The following is a 962-nucleotide window of genomic DNA, read 5'->3' as shown; positions in this document are numbered from 1 at the left end:
TCAGAGAACACCAAGATGAAGCCCTCGTTCATGGTAAAGTCCTCTTTTGATGTATCGCCGTCTGTAGACGGCTCCCTGAACTTTTTGTTCTTTGAGCGTTTTGAGATCGGCGCCACCTACAGGCTGGATGACAGCTTTGGCGGTATGGTRAACTATGCCATTACCCCCAACCTGAGGATAGGCTATGCGTATGACCATATTATATCCGACCTGGATGTAACCACTCCGTCATCTCAYGAGGTGATACTGCTTTTCGATCTGAACTTCCCGAAAAAAGTATCGCGTTCTCCACGTTATTTCTAACCCTAAAAGCGACATAAGAAAAAATGAAGAATTTATATATTACCCTTAGTTTTATGCTCGCCGGGATGGCAGTAACGGCGCAGAACAAATATACCAAAGACGCCGATAAGCATTTTGGCCGCTTTGAATATGTGGAAGCTGCCGAGGCTTACAAAGAGCTGGTGGAAGACGGCAAAGGCGATGCCTATGTGTACAAGCAGCTTGCCGACAGCTACTACAATGTGTTTAACTACAAAGAGGCTGTAAAGTGGTATGACAAGGCCATAGCCGCCGGCAATGCCGATGCGGAGACCTACTACCGCTATGCCCAGATGCTCAAGGCTGCCGGAAGGTATGAAGATGCCAACAAGCAGATGCGCCAGTTTGCCTCTATGGCACCTAATGACCAGAGGGCTAAGCTTTTTATGAAAGACCCTAACTACCTGCCCAAGCTGCGCAACCAGAGCAAGCTTTTTGATGAGAAGAAGCTTGACATCAACGATGAGAAGTTCGCTTCTTTCGGGCCGGTGCTAACCGATGACAATACCCTTTACTTTACCAGTGCGCGCAATGAGGCCCGCAAGACCTACGGCTGGAACGAGCAGCCTTTCCTTGACCTGTACATGAGCACCTGGAATGCCAACGGCACCTTCAGCGAGCCGGTACCGGTGGAAGGGGTG

The 962-nt window shown here is 49.4% G+C and carries 1 protein-coding gene and 1 pseudogene; both read left to right on the top strand.

The annotated features are described in order from the left end of the window. On the top strand, window positions 1–303 hold a 303-nt coding region (locus KJK34_RS14985; protein WP_223054700.1), incomplete at its 5' end, for a type IX secretion system membrane protein PorP/SprF. Between the two features lie 23 nt (window positions 304–326). After that, a pseudogene (locus tag KJK34_RS14980) lies at window positions 327–962 on the top strand (OmpA family protein); the annotation flags it as partial.

Source organism: Flavobacterium coralii, assembly GCF_019891545.1.
GTDB lineage: Bacteria > Bacteroidota > Bacteroidia > Flavobacteriales > Flavobacteriaceae > Flavobacterium > Flavobacterium coralii.
Note: the sequence above shows the minus strand (reverse complement) of the source record. Positions and strands in the feature narration are given on the sequence as shown.